This is a genomic window from Chitinophaga sp. ARDCPP14, assembly GCF_051362515.1.
Taxonomy (GTDB): Bacteria; Bacteroidota; Bacteroidia; order Chitinophagales; family Chitinophagaceae; genus Chitinophaga.
Genome location: NZ_JBKIXB010000008.1, coordinates 49,075 through 66,625, shown reverse-complemented (window position 1 = coordinate 66,625; position 17,551 = coordinate 49,075). Strand labels below are relative to the sequence as shown.

The 17,551-nt window shown below is 49.0% G+C and carries 11 protein-coding genes; 6 read left to right on the top strand and 5 right to left on the bottom strand.

Annotation, left to right across the window (positions count from 1 at the left end):
* Positions 1–67: 67 nt before the first annotated feature.
* From ACLHR0_RS21540 to ACLHR0_RS21525, 4 genes are read right to left on the bottom strand one after another with little or no spacing between them, the layout of a single operon-like run.
* Positions 68–2,089, bottom strand: coding sequence for a copper-translocating P-type ATPase (locus tag ACLHR0_RS21540; RefSeq protein WP_436489385.1), 2,022 nt, complete (start codon positions 2,087–2,089; stop codon positions 68–70).
* A gap of 11 nt (positions 2,090–2,100) precedes the next feature.
* Entirely contained in the window at positions 2,101–4,308 is a 2,208-nt protein-coding gene (locus ACLHR0_RS21535) for a multicopper oxidase domain-containing protein (RefSeq protein ID WP_436489383.1), read from the bottom strand.
* 15 nt (positions 4,309–4,323) lie between these two features.
* Entirely contained in the window at positions 4,324–4,824 is a 501-nt protein-coding gene (locus ACLHR0_RS21530; RefSeq protein ID WP_436489381.1) for a DUF3347 domain-containing protein, read from the bottom strand.
* 47 nt (positions 4,825–4,871) lie between these two features.
* Positions 4,872–5,084 carry a heavy-metal-associated domain-containing protein gene (locus ACLHR0_RS21525; RefSeq protein ID WP_370911476.1) on the bottom strand — a complete coding sequence of 71 codons (213 nt, stop codon included), beginning with the start codon at positions 5,082–5,084 and terminating at the stop codon, positions 4,872–4,874.
* Positions 5,085–5,338: 254 nt separating this feature from the next.
* On the opposite strand from ACLHR0_RS21525, the gene ACLHR0_RS21520 reads away from it, so the two are divergent.
* Positions 5,339–7,297 carry a sialate O-acetylesterase gene (locus ACLHR0_RS21520; protein WP_436489379.1) on the top strand — a complete coding sequence of 653 codons (1,959 nt, stop codon included), beginning with the start codon at positions 5,339–5,341 and terminating at the stop codon, positions 7,295–7,297.
* Positions 7,298–7,686: 389 nt separating this feature from the next.
* Here ACLHR0_RS21520 and ACLHR0_RS21515 read toward each other — a convergent pair whose 3' ends face one another.
* Positions 7,687–8,280: an NADPH-dependent FMN reductase gene (locus ACLHR0_RS21515; protein WP_436489377.1), complete on the bottom strand. Its 594-nt coding sequence runs from the start codon at positions 8,278–8,280 to the stop codon at positions 7,687–7,689.
* Positions 8,281–8,628: 348 nt separating this feature from the next.
* Here ACLHR0_RS21515 and ACLHR0_RS21510 point away from each other — a divergent pair, with 348 nt between their 5' ends.
* The 5 genes from ACLHR0_RS21510 to ACLHR0_RS21490 all read left to right on the top strand — a co-directional run bounded on the left by ACLHR0_RS21510 (position 8,629) and on the right by ACLHR0_RS21490 (position 17,551).
* Positions 8,629–9,219: an RNA polymerase sigma factor gene (locus tag ACLHR0_RS21510; protein WP_429046844.1), complete on the top strand. Its 591-nt coding sequence runs from the start codon at positions 8,629–8,631 to the stop codon at positions 9,217–9,219.
* Between the two features lie 50 nt (positions 9,220–9,269).
* The gene (locus ACLHR0_RS21505) at positions 9,270–10,280 is read left to right on the top strand and encodes a FecR family protein (protein WP_436489375.1); all 1,011 of its coding nucleotides are present in this window, start codon (positions 9,270–9,272) and stop codon (positions 10,278–10,280) included.
* A gap of 140 nt (positions 10,281–10,420) precedes the next feature.
* Positions 10,421–13,837: a SusC/RagA family TonB-linked outer membrane protein gene (locus ACLHR0_RS21500; RefSeq protein WP_436489373.1), complete on the top strand. Its 3,417-nt coding sequence runs from the start codon at positions 10,421–10,423 to the stop codon at positions 13,835–13,837.
* Between the two features lie 22 nt (positions 13,838–13,859).
* Positions 13,860–15,311 carry a RagB/SusD family nutrient uptake outer membrane protein gene (locus ACLHR0_RS21495; RefSeq protein ID WP_436489371.1) on the top strand — a complete coding sequence of 484 codons (1,452 nt, stop codon included), beginning with the start codon at positions 13,860–13,862 and terminating at the stop codon, positions 15,309–15,311.
* A 44-nt stretch (positions 15,312–15,355) separates the two neighbouring features.
* Positions 15,356–17,551, top strand: coding sequence for a GH92 family glycosyl hydrolase (locus ACLHR0_RS21490; RefSeq protein WP_436489369.1), 2,196 nt, complete (start codon positions 15,356–15,358; stop codon positions 17,549–17,551).

The following is a 17,551-nucleotide window of genomic DNA, read 5'->3' as shown; positions in this document are numbered from 1 at the left end:
GACAAAGCAATACAGTTGTAAAATCAGTTATATCACATTCATAATCCTATTGCAATTTAGTGATTATTTATTTCCCGGAACCTTTCACTTTCAACAGGCTGGCATTAATGGCTACCACCACGGTGCTTACTGTCATCAACACCGCTCCTGCAGCGGGGCTCAGCATAATTCCCTCTTTATAAAGCACGCCGGCGGCCAATGGCAGCGCCACAATATTATAACCCGTTGCCCAGGCGAGGTTCTGGATCATTTTCCGGAAAGTGGCCTTACCAAATAAAATCAGGTTTACTACGTCTTGCGGGTTGCTGTTCACCAGTACGATGCCGGCCGTTTCTGCCGCCACATCGCTGCCGCTGCCGATGGCAATACCCACGTTGGCCTGCGCCAGCGCGGGGGCGTCGTTGATACCGTCGCCGGTCATGGCTACAAATTCGCCCTGTTGCTGCAATGCTTTAATCTTATCCAGTTTCTGGTGCGGCAGCACTTCAGCAATATAGCTGTCCATACCAAGCGTCTTACTTACGCTTTCTGCTACCACTTTGTTATCGCCGGTGAGCAGCACCGTTTTGATCCGGTTTTCCTTCAGCGTGGCAATGGCGCCTGCCGATTCCGGCCGGATCTGGTCCGCCAGCGCAATAAAGCCCGCTACCTTGTTGTCCTTTATCACATATACCAGGGTTTCTCCCGGCTCAATGGAGGCGGTAGCGGCATCCCTGAACTGTTCGGCCACATAACCAGGACTCACCACCTGCACTTCTTTCCCGGCAATATTGCCGGTGATACCTTTCCCGGTGATGGCCGTTACATTTTCCGCCGCCGGCGGGGTAAGCTGCATTTCTTTTGCTTTACCTGTAATCCCCGCAGCAATGGGATGTTCGGAACTGCCTTCCAGCGCAGCCGCCATTTCCAGGATCTCTTCTTTGGAAATACCCTGCTGCAATGAATCAAACCTCACCACTTCAAAACGGCCTACGGTGAGGGTACCTGTCTTATCAAAAACAATAGTGGTAATCTTCCTCGAATTCTCAAAGTCGGTGCGGTTTTTTATGAGCAACCCATGCCGTGCGGATAAAGCGGTGGATTTCGCAATTACCAGCGGCACCGCCAGGCCCAGCGCATGCGGGCAACAGATCACGATCACCGTTACCATGCGCTCTATGGCAAACGACAACTCCCGGCCGCTCAACCACCAGTATAAGAAAGTGGCAATACCGGATAAAATGGCAATTACTGTAAGCCAGCGCGCGGCTTTGTCGGCCAGCAGCTGGGTTTTCGAACGGGATTGCTGCGCATCCTGCACCAGCTTCACTACCTGCGAAAGATAGGAGTCGGCCACACCATGCGTAACAGTGACCCTGATAGCGCCATTGCCGTTGATAGAACCGGCAATTACTTTATCGTTCGCCTGCTTTTCCACCGGTTTGGATTCGCCGGTAAGCATACTTTCATTCAACGACGTGTTGCCTTCCAGGATGGTACCATCTGCCGCCACTTTCTCCCCGGGCTTTACCAGGATAACATCTCCCGCTTTCAGTTCCGCGGTTTTTACATCCATCACATGATCGCCATGTACCAGGTGCGCTTCATCCGGCATCAGCTGCACCAGCAGCTCCAGCTCCCGCGAGGCGCCCATCACCGATTTCATTTCAATCCAGTGTCCCAGCAGCATGATGAGAATCAGGGTGGTAAGCTCCCAGAAAAAATCCATGCCGGGCAAACCGAATACGGTAGCCACGCTGTACACATAGGCTACTGTAATAGCAAAGCCGATGAGCGTCATCATGCCCGGCTCCCGGCTTTTCATTTCTTCCCACCACCCCTTCAGGAAAGGCCATCCGCCATAAAGAAACACAACAGAAGATAATACCAGCAAAACATATCCATCTCCCAGAAATGTAAAAGAAATGCCCAGCCAGTGCTGAATCATTTCTGATAGTAACATCACCGGTACCGTCAGCACCAGCACTACATAAAAACGTTTCCTGAAATCGGCGATCATCATGGCATGATGATCGTGATGTGCACCGTGATTCATGGATGCATGCGCATGCTCCATTTTCATGGTGTTGTGCTGATGCTGATGTTCCATTGCTGTATATTTTAATAGCTTAATGTAATACCTGCTCCAAGTCCCATGTCACTGTCATAGTGTGTAGAAAATGCAAAGTTCTTTGTAACAATGTACCGGAACCCCGCCATGTATTCTTTATCGGTGTTCACCATAAAACCAAAACGTAACCTTCTTGTAAGTGGCACATCCTCTCTTGTTAACTGCACCCTTATTTTACCATCTGTGTCTACAGAAGCATCTGCCACGATCAGCATGGGTAAAGTGTATTCCACGCCCACATGAAATACCTGCCTGAAATCCTTTGTATTTTTCTGGCTGAAGAGATTTTTCTCCGGTTCATCCATTTTGCGGTAACGCACGTCCCAACCGATGTAAGGGAACAGCCACTGGTTCTTACCGAGATATCTCCCGAAATGGCTTTCACTTTCATAACCATCCCGGTCGTTTAATCCTACACGCCATTCGGTAGACAAACGGTAACGGCTATTCGCTACTACGATTTCACCATCACTACCGGTGCTTTCCAGCCCTACGCGCGCCATCGGGTACAACATACGGTCGTCTTTCTTCAACATGCGGTAGGCTTTAACAGGGTCCGGCACTTCCGGATTCGACGGTGAATTTTCGTAACTAAACACCCGTCCCATGCCACTCATCATGTGATATAAAATGTGACAGTGGAAGAACCAGTCGCCGCTTTCGGTAGCGGCAAACTCAATCGTATCCACTTCCATCGGCATAATGTCCAGTACGGTTTTCAGCGGCGAGTATTCGCCCTGTCCGTTCAGCACCCGGAAGAAATGCCCGTGCAGGTGCATGGGATGCCGCATCATGGTGTTGTTGTACAACACGATCCGTACAATTTCGCCTTTCTTTATTAAGATCTTGTCTGTTTCAGATACTACTTTGTTATTGATACTCCATACATAACGGTTCATGTTCCCCGTTAGTTCAAAATGCAGGAGTTTAACGGGACCGGGCGGCAGCGTTGTTTTTTCCGGCGCCCGCAGCATACCGTAGTTCAGGGTTACGATATCTCCGGCAGTGCTATCCATTTGCATGTTTTGCATATCATGACCTGCGTGTTTCACCCGCTTATCATCACCGGTGATTTCAGGATACATGACCGTGTTCATATCCATTACCTGGTTACTCATTTGCATACCAGTGCTGGTATCGAGGTTGCCATCCATTTTCATCATATCATTCATCATCTTCATGCCTTCGAAATATTTCAGGCGGGGTAATGGCTTAGCGGGCATCTTCATGCCCTGTCCCAGCCACAGCGAAGTGGAGCGGGTACGGTCTTCCGCAGTAGCAAGGAACTGATACTGCATATTATCCGGGATGGTCACTATTACGTCGTAGGTTTCAGATACGCCCACGAGGAGCCTGTCTACTTCCACGGGTTCCACATCGGCGCCGTCATTGGCCACTACGGTGAGTTTCCCGCCGGCATAGTTCAGCCAGAAATAAGTGGAGGAGCTGCCGTTTATGATGCGTAACCTTACTTTATCACCGGCTTTAAATTGCGGCTGTTCATCTGTTTCTTTACCGTTCGACAGGAAGCGTTCGTAATATACATCGCTCACATCCATTGCATTCATGCGTTTCCATTCATTGGTCACTTTTGTTTTGAAATGCTTATGCTGTATGGCTTCGGCGTAGCTCTGCACCGATCCTTTTTTGATGGCGAACCAGTCGTTGGCGTTGTGCAGGTACCGGTTTACGGTATGCGGATGCATATCGGTCCAGTCGCTCAGCAATAACGTATATTCTTTAGCGGTAGTTTCTTTCCGTTCATGGAAAACAATTGCGCCATACATACCGCTTTGTTCCTGGAACATCGTATGGCTATGGTACCAATAGGTGCCGTGTTGTACCACGGGAAAGCGGTAGAGGTGTGTTTCACCGGCTTTAACAGGCCGCGTGGTCAGATAGGAAACGCCGTCGTACTGATTGGGTAAGATGAGCCCATGCCAGTGTATAGACGTTTCTTCTTTCAATGTGTTGTGTACATAAATCTCTGCAGTGTCTCCTTCTGTAAAGTGCAGGACGGGTCCGGGGATGGTGCCGTTGATAGTAAGTGCATGGCTCATTTTACCGGAGTAGTATACCATGCTGTCGCCTACGTATAAATCGTAGCGGACTACCTTTGGCGCAGTGTTTAAAGAAGCCTGTGCAGCAACCATACTACACAGGCTCATCAATGTTATATACAGGAATACTGCTTTCATACGAATGATTAAAGACTATTTAATGGTATCGCTTACTTTACCACAGGTAAGCATCTGGTTGCCGTAGTAAGGATTTTTAACAGCATTGCTGCTGCTTAACCAGTAAGCCTTTTTCATAGGGCAGTATTCCTGGTATACCGGCTGTGCGGAAAGCGGTGTAGCTTTTGCGAGCTGATAGAAATTATCAGAGAATGTTTTGAAATGTTCGCGTTGTTTACTGATACCTTTTGCTTCAGCTATTGCTTTTGCATCCGCCGTGAGCTTTGCTGCCAGCGGCATGTAGGCATTGTGAACAGCAGGCGGCATGGATGACATATCAACCTGGGCGGCGGCTTTTACAAACTCATCTGCTTTGGCGGCTGCTACTTCCGCATTGCTGCTCACGAGTGCATCTTTAATATTGTAGTATAAAGAAAGTAAGGGAGATAACTGTGTGGAAACAGTTTTATCCTGTGCCATACCCTGTTGCATAAATGCAGCTACCAATACGATGCCTGCCATTAATATTTTTTTCATGTCTGTTAGTTTTTACTTGTTGATAATATACTCCATGCTGCCTGTTATTACGATAAGGCGTCTGCCTTGTAACCGGCTTTTTCTATCGCCACCCTGATTTCGCTTTTATCCAGGTTTTCTTTTGTAACGGTGAGTATTTTGTCGGGGCTGGCCAGGTCTACTTCCCAGTTATCTGCGCCCACCAGTTTATTTAATACAGGCGTTACCGTTGCAATACATCCGGAGCATTTGATGTTGGTTTTGAATTGTGTTGCGTTCATGTTGATTCTTTTATCTGGTGATGAATAATTAATTTGATGATGTAAAATTACGATGCCCGGGAGGCGGGACTGTTATACAATTCATGCTATCTTTTACATAATTCTTATGGCCGTGGCTGGGCCTCTTTCAGGGGTACATGCGTCATTTTTACCGGCTTCTCCTGAAAAATTATAAAATAATGCCTGTCTTCCTTACATTTATACGCACATGATTCAACAGGGGCGTACCCCACAATACAGACAATACCACAATTATGAAAAAAACAGTTTTATTGCTGGCGGCAACCATGATAAGTTCCTTCAGTTTTGCCGACGTTCGTTTACCCAACGTTTTCGGCGACAACATGGTGCTGCAGCGCGACAAGCCGATCCCGGTATGGGGTTGGGCTGATAAGAATGAAAAGGTCACTATCCGGTTCAATCAACAGGAAAAAACGGTAAAGGCCGATAAGAACGGTAAATGGAAGGTATTCCTGCAGCCGGAAAAAGCAGGCGGCCCCTATACCCTGTCCGTAAAAGGCAAAAATGATATCAGTTTTCACGACATCCTGATGGGCGACGTATGGATCTGCAGCGGGCAATCGAACATGGAATTCCATGTAAACGGCGTAACCAACGCCAACAAGGAAATTGCCCAATCCGCCAACCCTGCCATCCGGCATTTTTACCTGCCCAAAGCGATGTCGGTGACGCCGCTGGATGATGTGAATAAAAGCGCCTGGTTACCGGCCTCACCGGAAAACACGGCCGATTTCACGGCAGTAGGCTACTTCTTTGCCAAAGCATTGAATGAACAAACACACGTACCTATCGGGTTAATACATACTTCCTGGGGCGGCACCATCGTGGAAACCTGGATCAGCAAAGAGGGGCTGACCAGCAGCGACGAGTTCGGCGACATGATGCAACGTATTCCCACGCTGAACATGGACTCCTCTGCCATCGCCGCCAAAAACAGGCAGCAACAGCTTATCCAGAATTTACAGGGCGGCCTGCCCAATGCCGCCACCGTGGCCACCTGGTCTGCCGCCAATACGGATGACCAGTCCTGGAAAAAAATGAAAGTCCCCGGCCTCTGGGAAGAGCAGCTGCTCCCCGACTTCGACGGTATCGTATGGTTCCGTAAAAGCTTCCAGGTATCTGCAGCAGATGCCGGCAAACCAGCAGAACTCAGCCTGGGCACCATCGACGACAACGATATTACGTACATCAACGGTACACAGGTAGGCAGTACCAAAGGCTATGATGCCGCCCGTACCTATCACATCCCGGCCGGTGTTTTAAAAGCCGGTACTAATGTAATTGCAGTAAGCATAGAAGATAATACCGGCGGCGGTGGTTTTTATGGAGATGCAGAGAATATTTTTCTGCAAACAGGCAGCCAGAAGCAATCCCTTACGGGCGACTGGTCCTTCCGCATCCAAAAGGCGCTGAACCCCGGCACCGCCGTTGGCCCCAACAGCTACCCATCGTTGCTGTTTAACGCCATGATTAACCCGGTACTGCCTTTTGCCATTAAAGGCGCCATCTGGTACCAGGGCGAAAGCAATGCCGACCGCGCCTACCAGTACCGCAAAGCGTTCCCGCTGATGATCAGCGACTGGCGCCGGCTGTGGCACCAGGGCGACTTTCCCTTTTACTTTGTACAGCTGGCCAGCTTCAACTCCAGCAACGGCACCAGCCAGAAAGGCAGCAAGTGGGCGGAGCTGAGAGAAGCCCAAACCCTCACCCTGCAGGTACCTAATACCGGCATGGCCGTTACTACCGACATCGGCGAATCCAAAGATATCCATCCAAAAAACAAACAGGATGTAGGCAAAAGGCTGGCAGCCGTAGCATTACATGACACCTACGGACAAAACAACGTTTTCAGCGGCCCCATATACCAATCCATACAGGTAAACGGCAACAAGGCAACCCTCAGCTTTACCAGCACCGGCAGCGGCCTTATGGTGAAAGATAAATATGGCTATATCCGCGGATTTGAAGTAGCCGGCGCCGACAAGCAATTCCACTACGCCAAAGCATTCGTTGACGGCGATAAAGTAGTAGTGTATGCAGACGAAGTAAGCACACCGGTAGCAGTACGCTACGGCTGGGCAGATGATAACCTGGAAGACAACCTCTTTAACAAAGAAGGCTTCCCGGCAGCACCTTTCCGCACCGACACCTGGAAAGGCGTGACCGAAGAAGTGAAGTACAGCGTGAAATAATGCAGCGAAGGTTGTCTTACTCAGGATTAAACTTATTTCACTGATTACCCTGATTTGATCACTTTTTGATTTTAAAGGATTCGGGGAGATAGAAGCGGAAACGCGAAGGTTGTCTTACTCAGGATTAAACTTATTTCACTGATTACCCTGATTTGATCACTTTTTGATTTTAATGGATTTTGGGAGATATAAGCGGATATTTTCGCTTATATCTCCCAAAATCTTTTAAAAGATATAATCAGTAAAATCAGCGTAATCAGTGAGAAAGACAAAATCCGCGTTTCCGCTTCTATCTCCCCGAATCTTTTAAAATCCAAAAGTGATCAAATCAGGGTAATCAGTGAAATAAGTTTAATCCTGAGTAAGACAACCTACGCGCCGAACGTGATTCAGAGCAGCGACGGCGCCGGCAACAGGTCTGTTGCTTTGCCGGTTGCCACATCGGCCAGGGTCTGGATCAGTTTTCGTACCTGCATTTCCGTGGGTGGGTCGGTGATCACGCCCTGGTCGTTGATTTTTGTTCTTACTGAGGAGATAACGAGTTGCGCTGCCTCAGCGATCTTTGACTCGATGATCAGTAAGGTGCCGAGCAGCGACTGGTGCGCTTTATGGCCGGAAGTACCTGCGGTGATCAGGGCGACGGGCTTTTTGGAGAAGTGCATGGAGGAGACGGTCCAGTCGATGGCATTTTTAAGTGTTCCCGGCACACCAATTGCATATTCCGGGGTGCATATCAGCACGGCATCGGCGGCGGCCAGTTGTGCCCGGAAATGTTGCACTTCCTCCGGTGCGCTGTTGGCGTCCATGTCCTGGTCGGGATTAAAATGCGGGATGGTGGTGAGACTTTCCACCAGTTGTACCGTAAAGGTGCCCTTGCCCAGTTCCGTGATCGCTTTTATAAGATGGTGATTGGAAGAAGATTGCCGGGTGCTTCCACAGATAGCCAGTAGTTTTATCGGTTGTGTCATATAAGTATTGTTCATTGGCTTGCAAATTAAGCGGATTCTCCTGATATCGCCTTCGGCGATTCTAAATTGTCTCGGAGCAGGATTACACTGATTTTACTGATTACGTTGATTTTACTTTTTGGATTTTATAAATGATTTTGGGAGGTATAAGCGGATATTTTCGCTGATATCTCCCAAAATCATTTATAAAATCCAAATGATCAAATCCGAAAAATCAGCATAATCAGTGTAATCCTGCTCCAAGACAATTTTAAAGTCGCCGAAGGCGACGCGGCCATCTCCCCGAGATTTTAAAAATTATTCTCCGGAAAAAAAATATATTTGTCGAACCACGTTCCGGATATCAACTAAGAGAAGAATTCCATGTATAATGAAACTGAATTACTGACCAACATCGCGGCAGGAGATGAAGCTGCCTTCAAACAACTTTTCGAACACCATAGAAAGAAGCTCTATCACTATGTGCTGGCTGTTACCAAATCAAGGGAGGTAGCGGAGGAAATTGTGATTGACGTATTCCTGAAGTTGTGGACGGGCAGGGAGCTGATCACCCATATCCAAAATATGGACGCGTTCCTGTTCAAGGTGGCTTACAATAAAGCGATGGACTTCTTCAAGCTGGCCGCTAAAAACGCCAGGTTGCAGAAACTGGTGAGCGAACAAATGGAGGCCCACCAGGAACAAAGCGCCGACTACAGCCTGCTGAACAACGAATGCCGGGAGATATTGAACAACGCCTATAAACAATTGTCGCCCCAGCGCCGCCTTATGATCACCCTGAGCCGGGAAAAGGGCATGACGCATGAAGAAATAGCCACAGAACTGAATTTATCCCGTAACACCGTTAAAAATACCATCACCGACAGCCTGAAGATCATTAAGCAATACCTGCTGAATAACCATATTACCCCTTTTGTGTACCTCCTGCTGCTGTCAGATTTATTTTCTGACTGATTAGTACTACCCCCTCCTTTTTGTCGTCATTGCAGTTATATAACTGGCATATGTCGTCTAATCCGTTAAGATTAAAACTATTACTGCAAAAATACCTGTCCGGCGACTGTAGTCCGCAGGAGCTGGAAGAGTTCTGGGCATTGATGGCGGAGCTGTCGGAAAACGACCTTGTTTCGCAGGAGCTGGCAGCGCTCTGGGAGCGTACGCCCCGGCCGGCGCAGGAGCCTGCGTGGGAACAATTGTATACAAAGCTGCAGGGAAAGATCCGGGAGGGGGAGGTTGATATGCTCAAGGTAATGACGGTAAAGCGCAATCCCTTCTACAAAAGGATGGCCGTTGCCGCCGCTGTACTACTGGCGGTGCTCAGCGCCTGGTGGCTGCTGCCGGTTACAAAGCCCGCTCCTACCCTTACCGCGGCACTTCCCAAAACGCAGCAGTCGTCCAATAAAATAATTACCCTCCCTGATGGCAGCGTGGTGACGCTCAATGAAAACAGCCAGCTGGATTATCCTGCCGCCTTTGATGGAGGTAGCAGGGAAGTATACCTGAGAGGAGAAGCTTTTTTTGAAGTAGCGCACGATAAAAACAAACCGTTCCTGGTGCATACCGGCGCCATAGTGACGCGGGTGCTGGGAACCTCCTTTAATATCAGGGCTGCGGGGGATGCCTCGCCAATAGCCGTTACCGTTACTACCGGCAAAGTACAGGTGCAAAAAGCTAATAACGCCGTGGTAGCAGAACTGCTGCCCGGTGATCAGTTAATACTGGACAAGGCCGCCATTGCCCCTTTGGTGACCAAAGCCAATATGAAAGAAGTGCTGGTCTGGAAAAAAGACGAGCCGGTATTTGAAGATATTTCCTTTGAAGCAGCGATTCCACTTATCAACAAATATTATGGTATTGATATCCGGTTCAGGGATGAATCCCTGCGCGTTAAAAAATTCACCGGTAATTTTATCAACGATCCCATGAAACAGGCGCTGGATGTGATCTGTGAGCTAACGCACGCTCAATGGGAAAAAGGACAGGACAGTATAATCTGGCTGGATAAACGATTTTAAAAAAAGGCTATACTAAGGACTAGTTAGTATAGCCGGTTGTCTTAAACATTTCGGTAAACATTTAAAAACTACCCAAAGGTATGAAATTTCTTATCAGGGGAAGGCTACGCCTTTTCCCAAAGCGAACGTTTGCGTATTATATGAAACTAAGTTGCTTACTCGCCTCTGCTTTTCTTTTCGGCATCAATATGCTGATTGCTGCTCCCGGCAAAGCGCAGCGATTGGAAGAAGTAGACGTCACCGTAAACCTGAAACGGCAATCCCTGAAGGAAGGTATTAAGCAAATCCAGCAGCAAAGCGCCTTTAAGTTTGCTTATGTTGCCGCACAGCTCTCTCCCTATGATGATATTACTTTGCCCGCGGAACGAAGATCCGTGCTGCAAACACTCAACCTGCTGCTGGAAAACACCGCCCTTACCTGGTCGCTGAATGCCAATACCATTGTGATCACCGAGAAGCGGGTGGCAGATCCTACGCTATCCTCTGCGCGCGTGATCACCGTTAGTGGAAAAGTGACCGATGAAAAAGGCAGCGGGCTTCCCAATGTCACCATCACCATCAAAAACGGTGGTGGCGGGGCTATTACCGATGTTAACGGGCATTTTACCGTCCGGGTACCGGATGAAAAAACCGTTCTTGTTTTTAGTATGATCGGGTATACTTCCGTGGAAATTGCCGCCGGCAGCGCTACCCCGCTGAACATCATCCTGAAGGAAGAAACCCGCTCGCTCAATAATGTGGTGGTAGTGGGATACGGCACCCAAAAGAAACGGAATGTTACCGCTGCCATCGCCTCCGTGCCTATGGCCGAAATGCGTGACATGCCTATTTCCAATGTGGCCACCGGTATGCAGGGAAAAATTCCCGGCGTGATCGTGCAGCAAACAGGCGGCGCCCCGGGTGCTACCCCCGCCATAAAAGTACGTGGCTTCGGCTCTATCAGCGCAGGTACCAACCCGCTGATTGTAGTGGATGGCAATATTGTGGACGCCAGTGTGTTCAGCAATTTCAACAGCAACGATGTGCAAAGCATTGATGTGCTGAAAGATGCTTCCTCCACTGCGATCTATGGCTCCAAAGGCTCCAACGGTGTGCTTATCGTAACCACCAAACGCGGTAAATCCGGCAAAACAAGGTTTAACGCCGACGTATATACGGGATTCCAGGAGCTCTCTAAAAAGATAGATGTGCTCAACTCGCAGCAGTTTGCAGAGTTCTCCAAAGAAGCCTCCAATAATGCTTACCTCGATAACGTACCCGGCGCCAATATATCAGACCCCAACAGTGCGCGCCCGTCTTCGTATTTGCGTTACCGTTATCCACGCGGCGATCTGTTTGAGTGGTTCAACTTCGACGATCCGCAGAAGGTAGCCGCCATGCCTACGTATGATTACCAGGATATGATTTTTCGCAAGGGAATGATCAACAACTACCAGGTAACCGCCAGCGGCGGCAATGATAACGCGCAATACCTGGTAACCGGTGCCTACCTGAAACAAGATGGCATCATTGAAAAATCCACACTCGACCGGTACTCCATCCGTGCGAATGTAGACATCAACGTGACCGACCGTTTCAAGCTGGGCGCCAATATCAACCCGGTATATAAAATCCAGAACGATGTAAACAGTGATGGTCACTGGGCTAACAACGGTATTATCAACGCGGCTTTATCTGCAGTACCAATGACACCTGTCTGGAACGCCGACCATAGCGCTTACACCTCGCAAACCGCGCTGGCAGTGCCTTATGGCTGGCCTGGCATCACCAACGCCGTAGCCAATATCACGGAAAATCCGAATGAGCTGATCACCACCAATTTGCTTACCAATGTGTATGCATCGTACCAGTTCCTGAAAGATTTCAGTTACCGCGCTACCGGTAATTTCAATGTAGGCTCCACCAGGAGAAATGCCTATAAAACATCCCGCATGCCGCTGAACCAGATCTTGCCGCCTACACAGGCCGTGGGTGAAGCGTCTTCTGATCAAACCACCAGCTGGCTGTTTAACCAAACCGTAAACTATACCAAAGCCACCGGCCCGCATAACATCGATGTGTTGCTGGGTATGGAGGCCTATAAATACCAGTACCAGAGAAGCCAGGCGATTGGTACCTCTTACGCCAACGACGTAGTGCCTACACTGAATGCTGCCGGGTTACCGAGTACCGTCACTTCTTTCAGAACTGCCAATACTTCCACCTCCTACTTTGGCCGCGCTACCTATAACTACAAAGAAAAGTACATCGCCAATGTATCGCTGCGTGCAGATGGATCTTCCATCTTCGGCAGCCAAAACAGGTGGGGCGTATTCCCCGCGGGTTCTGTAGGATGGGTGTTGACAGAAGAACCATTTATGAAAAACATTCCTGTCATCTCTAACGCCAAACTGCGTGTGAGCTACGGACTGGCAGGTAATAACCAATACGCTGAAGATTATCCTTACCTCGCTAAACTGGAAGCAGATAACTACAGTTTCAACAACTCGCTCGTAAATGGTTTGGGTGCAGTTTCGCTTGGCAACGATGAACTGGGCTGGGAAAAAAGCAAACAGTTCGACGCCGGCATCGACATCGGCTTCTTCCACGAAAGAATTGGCATTGGCATCGACTACTATAAAAGAAATACCAACGATCTGCTGCTGGCAGTAAATGTGCCTACTATCACGGGTTTCAGCACCGCTGTTAAAAATATTGGCGCTATTGAAAATAAAGGATGGGAATTTTCACTTGCCACCCGTAACCTAACCGGCGCCTTTACCTGGAACACCAACGCCACGCTTTCCTTTAACCGCAATACCGTGGTGGCACTGGGTCCTACAGGAGATCCCATCCGCAGCAATTCCGGCGTAAACGAAACCAACATCACGATAATCGGAAAACCGATCGGTAACATTTATGGATACAAACAGATAGGCATCTTCCAGAACCAGGCCGACCTCGATAAATTTCCACACGACATCACTTCCAGACCCGGTGATGTGAAGTATGAAGATGTAAATAAAGATGGAAAGATCACAGCTGACGACCGCACCATCATCGGTAACAGTCAGCCTGATTTTATTTACGGCCTCACCAACACTTTCCGGTATAAAAACTTCGACCTGATGGTGGCCATACAAGGCCAGCAAGGCGGAGAGATACTGAACCTCAGCCGCCGCTTCTTTGAAAACGTAGAAGGCAGCGCCAACCAGCTCACCACGGTGTTGAACCGCTGGCAGTCGGCCGACAAACCAGGCAACGGCATCATTCCCCGCGCCAACCAGCGCACCACCGGCAACAACAACGCCATCTCCAGCCGCTGGGTGGAAGATGCTACCTACCTGCGTATCCAAAACGTAAGTATCGGTTACCAACTGCCGGAAAAAATATTACAGCACATCCGCCTGCAACAGGCCAGGATCTATCTCTCGGCTCAAAACCTCTACACGTTTACCGACTACCTGAACTATAACCCGGAAGTAAGTAATTACGAAGGCGCTTTAACCAGCGGCGTAGACTATGGCCGGTATCCGCTGGCCAGAACATTTGTAGTTGGGGTAAATATTGGATTCTGATCTTGCTAAAAAATTAACGAACATGCGCACAAATTATATATACATATTCCTCGCAGCAGCTGTTTCATTTACGGCCTGCAAAAAGAGCTTCCTGGAGCAGGTCCCGCCTTCCACGGCCACTACGGAAAACTTCTACAAAACAGCAGACGATTTTAAAAATGCACTCAATGCCAACTATGGCTCCCTGCAGTCGGGCGGCGTATTTGGCAACGCTTATATTTATGGTGATATTCCATCCGATAACAACTTCCCGGTGCCTTCCGGCTCCGTGACAGACCAGGATGAATTTGACCGCTTCTATATCAAAACTACCAATCCTTTTGTGGCCGCCCGCTGGAACGACAGCTACAAAGCCATTTCCCGCAGCAACACCATCCTGTCGAGGATTACGCCGATAGCTATGAGTGATTCACTGAAGAAGCGCTTCTCCGCAGAAGCGCAGTTTCTCCGTGCGCTGGTATACTTCAACCTGGTGCGTTCCTTTGGTGATGTGCCTTTGGTGGTGACAGAAATCACCAATGCCGACCAGGCATATGAATATACCCGTGATCCTGCAGCCAGCATATACGCACAAATTGAAGCCGACCTGAAAGCTGCTGAAGCCGCATTGCCGGTGAGTTATACCGGCGCCGATATAGGCAGGGCTACCCGTGGCGCCGCCAAAGCCTTGCTGGGAAAGGTATTGCTCACGCAACATAAATACCCCGATGCTGCTGCAAAGCTGAAAGAAGTGATCAGCTCCGGCACTTACGCCATATTGGATAAATATGCCGACGTTTTTGATGTAAGCAAGAAAAATAATAAGGAATCTGTTTTTGATGTACAATATAAATCAGGTGGCGTAAAAGAAGGCAATCCGCTGCCTAACTCGTTCGCGCCCGAAAACTCCGGCGACGCCGTAGTGAAGTTTGGCGGCGATGGCAATAACCAGGTGACCCCTGATATGGAAAGCGCCTATGAAACCGGCGACACCAGGAAGAGCTTTTCCATGGCTACTTCTTATGTAAATGCCAGCGGGGCTACCGTAAATTATTATTTTGTAAAGAAGTACTTTGATGTACCTGCCACCAAGAACGATAATGGTAATAACTTCCCGGTAATCCGTTATGCAGATGTATTATTGATGTATGCGGAAGCCCTTAATGAAATAGGCTACCAGGGCGGCGGTGAAGCATTCACTTACCTGAACATGATCCGCAAAAGAGCAGGACTCGCAGAAAAAACGGCCGCCAACGTGCCCGACCAGGCATCGTTCCGGCTGGCAATAGAAAATGAAAGACGGGTGGAATTCGCGTTTGAAGGTCACCGCTGGTACGACCTCGTCCGCACCGGCAGGGCGATTCCGGTACTCAACAGCAAAAAAGCACAGATCAGGTTAGTAGCGGACCTTACCAGCGACAACCTCGTAATACCAGTACCACAAAGCCAGATAGATATTAACAAGGATAAGATCAAACAAAATAAAGGATATTGATGGTACGTAAAACCGTTTGTACTTTTTTATGGTTAACAGCTGGTATGGCAAGTGCTTTGGCACAAACCAGCCAGCTGTTGGCTTATGTAGACCCGTTCACCGGCACTTCCAAAAGTACTACTCTCACCGCCCTGGCACATGGCGCCGGCACCGAGCAGCTGGCTAATACCATTCCCGCGGTGGGCACACCTTTTGGCATGACGCAGTGGACCCCGCAAACCAGGCTCACCGAACAGAAATGTGTGGCGCCGTATTATTACACGGACTCACTTTTCACCGGCTTCCGGGGCACACACTGGCTCAGCGGCTCCTGCACACAGGACTATGGCAGTATGACCGTTATGCCCGTTTGCGGCGAACTCAAAACCACACCTGACGGTTACGCCTCAACGTTTTCAAACACCGGTGAAACAGCCTCGCCCGCCTGCTACAGCACATTACTGGGCAAAGACAAGATACACGCAGCCATCACTGCCACCGCGCGTTGCAGCATGATGCAGTTCAGCTTCACCAAAGAGGATGACTGCTATATAGTGATCAGGCCTAACAGCGACCGGGGCAAAGGCGCTGTGTATATCGATCGCCGGCGGCAGGAGATCTCCGGCTATAACCCCGCGTTCCGCATTTACCAGGGTCAGGGACAGCCAGCAGGTTTTAGCGGATACTTCGTGGTGCAGTTTGAAGAAGTGTTTAGTGATGCAAAAGTCTTCCGCGACAACACCGTTCTGGCGGAAGACAGCATCAAAGACTATGCAGGTATCGGCGCTGCTGTAAAATTCAAGGTGCATAAGGGCAGTGTAATAAGGATACGTGTAGGCACTTCTTTCACCAGTATTGATGCGGCCAGGGAAAATCTTGCAGCAGAAATCAATCACTGGGATTTTACCGCACAAACAAAAACAGCCAGCGATATATGGAATAAAGCGCTGGGGAAAATTGAAGTAACCGGTTCTTCCGAAAAAGATAAAACAATCTTTTATACGGCATTGTATCATACCATGCAGCACCCGCGCCTCTTCAATGATGTAAAAGGCACCTACCCTGCTTTTGCGCAATCCTACCAGGTGAAACAACTGGCTTCCGGCAATTACTACGACGACTTTTCCATGTGGGATATTTACCGCGCGCAACTCCCGCTGTATGAAATTCTGGACACCACGTTGATCAACGACCTGGTACGTTCGCTGATCCTGAAAGGGCAACAGGGTGGCTGGCTGCCGATCTTCCCCTGCTGGAATAATTACACTGCAGCCATGGTTGGTGATCATGCCATTCCGTTTATTGCATCTGCCTATAACAAAGGCATCCGGAATTATGATGTGGAAGAAGCGTATCGCCTCATGCGGCAAAATGCGTTTGACACCGCTGCTATAGCTGATTATAAAGAAGGCAAGGGCCGCAGGGCTTTATCTTCTTACCTGAAATACGGATATGTACCTTTGGAAGATAACGTGCCGTATGCCTTTCATAGCCGTGAGCAGGTATCGCGCACACTTGAATATGCGTTTGATGACTACGCGCTATCTACCATTGCGAAGGCACTGCATAAGCAAAAAGATTATGCAGCCTTAACAAAAAGGGCCGGCAATTATGCCAATGTATTTGATCCGCAGCTGGGAGATGTAAACGGCCGGTACGCCTCCGGCAAATGGTATGAGCATCCCGACCGGGACAAGAAAATGTTTTTTATTACCGAGGGAACGCCACGGCAGTATGGGTTTTATGTACCGCATGATATTCCCGGTCTTATTAAAATAACCGGTGGAAATAAAAAATTTGAACAGGCGCTGGATAGTCTTTTTTTAAACCATCAATACTGGCATGGCAATGAACCCGGTCACCAGATCCCTTTCCTGTATAACTACGTAAACGCGCAAACGAAAACCATTGCGCATACCCGTGAAATCAGGGCCATGGAATACGGCGTAGGTCCGGGAGGGTTATGCGGCAATGACGATGCCGGCCAGATCAGTGCCTGGTATGTATTTGCTGCGATGGGATTTTACCCGGTGAACCCCGTGGCGCCGGAATATGCCATCACCATTCCCACTTTTGAGCGTATTGTCATTCATACCGGTGCGCATACCACTACCACCATCCGTGTGGAGGCTAAAAGCACGCCTGTATCTATTGGCGCCATAAAAAAGGATGGAAAGCCATACAGTACCACGCGCCTGTTGCACACCGACCTGATGAAGGGCGGCGTATTTGATATTTACTCAATCCCCGGCGGGCAATAA

What these genes read in the sequence shown, in the direction of transcription:
- ACLHR0_RS21535 (WP_436489383.1), bottom strand. Translation starts at nt 4,308, where the DNA reads ATGAAAGCAGTATTCCTGTATATAACATTGATGAGCCTGTGTAGTATG.
- ACLHR0_RS21500 (WP_436489373.1), top strand. Translation starts at nt 10,421, where the DNA reads ATGAAACTAAGTTGCTTACTCGCCTCTGCTTTTCTTTTCGGCATCAAT.
- ACLHR0_RS21495 (WP_436489371.1), top strand. Translation starts at nt 13,860, where the DNA reads ATGCGCACAAATTATATATACATATTCCTCGCAGCAGCTGTTTCATTT.
- ACLHR0_RS21510 (WP_429046844.1), top strand. Translation starts at nt 8,629, where the DNA reads ATGTATAATGAAACTGAATTACTGACCAACATCGCGGCAGGAGATGAA.
- ACLHR0_RS21525 (WP_370911476.1), bottom strand. Translation starts at nt 5,084, where the DNA reads ATGAACGCAACACAATTCAAAACCAACATCAAATGCTCCGGATGTATT.
- ACLHR0_RS21515 (WP_436489377.1), bottom strand. Translation starts at nt 8,280, where the DNA reads ATGAACAATACTTATATGACACAACCGATAAAACTACTGGCTATCTGT.
- ACLHR0_RS21490 (WP_436489369.1), top strand. Translation starts at nt 15,356, where the DNA reads ATGGCAAGTGCTTTGGCACAAACCAGCCAGCTGTTGGCTTATGTAGAC.
- ACLHR0_RS21540 (WP_436489385.1), bottom strand. Translation starts at nt 2,089, where the DNA reads ATGGAACATCAGCATCAGCACAACACCATGAAAATGGAGCATGCGCAT.
- ACLHR0_RS21520 (WP_436489379.1), top strand. Translation starts at nt 5,339, where the DNA reads ATGAAAAAAACAGTTTTATTGCTGGCGGCAACCATGATAAGTTCCTTC.
- ACLHR0_RS21505 (WP_436489375.1), top strand. Translation starts at nt 9,270, where the DNA reads ATGTCGTCTAATCCGTTAAGATTAAAACTATTACTGCAAAAATACCTG.
- ACLHR0_RS21530 (WP_436489381.1), bottom strand. Translation starts at nt 4,824, where the DNA reads ATGAAAAAAATATTAATGGCAGGCATCGTATTGGTAGCTGCATTTATG.